The sequence below is a fragment of the Frankia sp. CoBUL1 genome, from assembly GCF_978021245.1.
Map to the genome: position 1 here is coordinate 3,756 of NZ_CDXDOS010000217.1, position 2,531 is coordinate 6,286.

General features: G+C 70.2%; 2 protein-coding genes and 1 riboswitch. Both genes read right to left on the reverse strand.

Features of this window, described 5'->3' with window-relative positions:
* Window positions 1–288 precede the first annotated feature (288 nt).
* Window positions 289–1,401 (reverse strand): C40 family peptidase, encoded by a 1,113-nt coding sequence (locus AC08OX_RS14100; RefSeq protein ID WP_476608244.1) that lies wholly within the window; start codon window positions 1,399–1,401, stop codon window positions 289–291.
* 5 nt (window positions 1,402–1,406) lie between these two features.
* Window positions 1,407–1,581: riboswitch (cyclic di-AMP (ydaO/yuaA leader) on the reverse strand.
* Window positions 1,582–1,887: 306 nt separating this feature from the next.
* Window positions 1,888–2,313: a hypothetical protein gene (locus AC08OX_RS14105; protein WP_476608245.1), complete on the reverse strand. Its 426-nt coding sequence runs from the start codon at window positions 2,311–2,313 to the stop codon at window positions 1,888–1,890.
* Between the last annotated feature and the right edge of the window lie 218 nt (window positions 2,314–2,531).

The window sequence follows — 2,531 nt, forward strand, 5'->3', positions numbered from 1 at the left end:
CCCACCGGAAGGAGGGCCCGTCCGGAGAGCTGGAAAGGAAGCATGTAGGCGGGTTGTCGGGCGGTGACAGGGCCCGCTTGCTGGTCTGTCCGCGGCTTCGCCGGTGGGTGGGAGTCCCGGGTCCGGCTTCCACGGCTTCGGGTCGGCGCCTGGAGAGGGGCTCGGTAGCCGGCCGCTCGTGGACTGGCAGGGCTCGTGTGGTCCGCGCCCCAGCCGCGAAGGCGATCCACCGGAGCCGGATGAGCAGTTGCGTCGGCATGAGGGCGGTGCGCCGGCTCCGACCGGCCGCTAGAGGATCCGACCTACGTAGTAGGAGGTGGTATAGATCTTCTTGAGCGACACGACGTCGCCGGTGTGCGGCGCCGCCCACATCATGCCGTCGCCCGCGTAGATGCCGACGTGATAAATGTTCCCGGGTGTCCCGAAGAAGATCAGGTCGCCGGGCTGTTTGTTGTACTGCGACACCCGGGTGGCGGCGGCGAACTGGGCGTCGGTCGTCCGCGGCACGCTTCTGCCGAGCTGCTTGAAGATGTACTGGATGAGGCCGGAGCAGTCGAACGAGCTCGGGCCCTCCGCACCGTAGACGTAGGGCTTGCCGGCCTGCAGGGAGGCCAGGTAGACGGCCTTCTCCCCGAGGGAGCTCGACGGGACCGGAACCGACGCCTGGTCCGCGGCGTCCCCTGTCGTGAGGAGATCCGACCGGGCGGCGTTGCGGACGGGCCGGGGGGTGGGCGCCGGCCGTACGCGCAGGGTGGCGTCGTTCGCCGAGCGGGCGGACTGTAGGGCGTCCGTGCCGTCGAAGACCGCGGTGACGTTCGTGGTGGTGAGCACTCGGGCCGTGTAGGAGGCGTAGCCTTGGGCGTTGGTGTAAAGGTGCTGGAAGGTGGCCCACCCGGTGGGGAGCTTCACCTGCACCTTGACCAGCTGGTTCGCCAGCGGTTCGTGGGTCTGCTCGTTGTAGAGCGAGAAGCCGATGTCGATCGGCTGGTCCGCGCTGACGCTCACGTCGGGGTTGGTCACTCGGAGACCGACCTGAACCTTGCCGGCCAGGGGCGGGGCGTCGACACCGCCCGTCGAGCCGAGCAGGGAGGTGGAGCCGTGGGTGCTGACCGCTGCGGCGGCGATGCTGCCCCCCAGGGCGGCCTGGGAGCCGATCTGCGCGGCAAGGGTGATCGGAGCGGTGTTCGGCTGCTCGTCCTTCGCGGCGTCGGCGTTGATGTCGGTGGCGCAGCCGGCGAGAGCCACTCCGGAGACCGCGACGGTCCCGGTGGTCACGGCGGCGAAGGCGCGGGCCCGGGCCCGGGCCCGGCTGCGGGCGGCCGGAGGCGCGGAGGGTGCGCGGTGACGGCCGAGACTGGCGCCTCGCGTTTCTTCGTCGAGCTGCACGCTTTGCGCGGACAACGGTGTATTCCTTCCCGTACGCCTGCGAAGTGAGCTGTCGGGTTCGGGCTGGGCTGCCCGGCTCTCGCGTGACCTTCACGCGTCGAGCTTCACCCCTAGGTCAACACCGCGGATCGGTGCCGGCCGGTGGAGGTGGGTCCCCCGCTCCTGCCCCTGATGACGACTCGGAGGGGACACCGGGGCCGGGGGCAGGACTCGGCGTTCGGCCCGGTGTTGTCGTGACGTCGGCGTGAGACTAGTCCACTTGGATGGGGTGGGTAAACACTAGTCCTTCCCAACTACGGCGAGTGCGCGTTGAAGTTCCCGTCGCGCGACGTCGGCGGCCCGCGCGGTCGGCCGGGCTGACCGGGCGGGCCGAAAGCCCTTCGCGCCCCGGTTGTCCTGCTGGTTTTTCGTTGCGTGGGGGGTCCGCGGCGGCGGCCGGTCCGGGTGAGAGCGCGGGCGGGCGGGTAGCCCTCCCGCGGCCCGCTGGCGGCTTTTGACTACTTAAAGTAGTCGACGGGTGAGGCCGGGTGTGCACCCCCCTAAGCGGGACCGGGAGCCGCGGCGGGTGAGGAATCCCGCCGCATCGAGCACTTGGAGCTCGACCGCGAGCTCGTGGACCTCACGGGGCAGCGAGCGGTGGTGCGCCAGCGCCTCGACCGCGGCGCGGGCGTGGTCGGCGAGCTCGTTGAGGGCGTGCTGGCGCTGGCGCATCCGAGCCCGCTCCTCCTGGATGGTCCGGACCGTGTCCTCCTGCCACCGGCGGGTCCGGATGAGATGCTCGCTGGCGTCGGCGGCCTGCCGCTCGGCATCCTCCAACCGGTTGAGGAGCGCGTCGAGGGCCTCCAGGCGGCCGGCGAGCTCCGCGATGAGATCGCCCCGATCGGGCAGGATGGCCGTTTTACGACTCTTGGGGTCAGACGAGGTCATGGAGTCCCCTGAGGGGTGGGGGGTCGGCGGGGACCGCGCCGAGCGGCTGGCGCGAGACCCGGTTGCTCCGACACGGTTGGTAACGGTAACCGACGTGGCGGGCCAGGGGTAACCCATCGTACGGATACGTCGCGTCAGCCAACTTATAGTAAAAAGGGACTATGGATCTGCCGTCATTGTCGTGGTCTATACGCGCCTAGCATGCAGGTCGGTGAGCC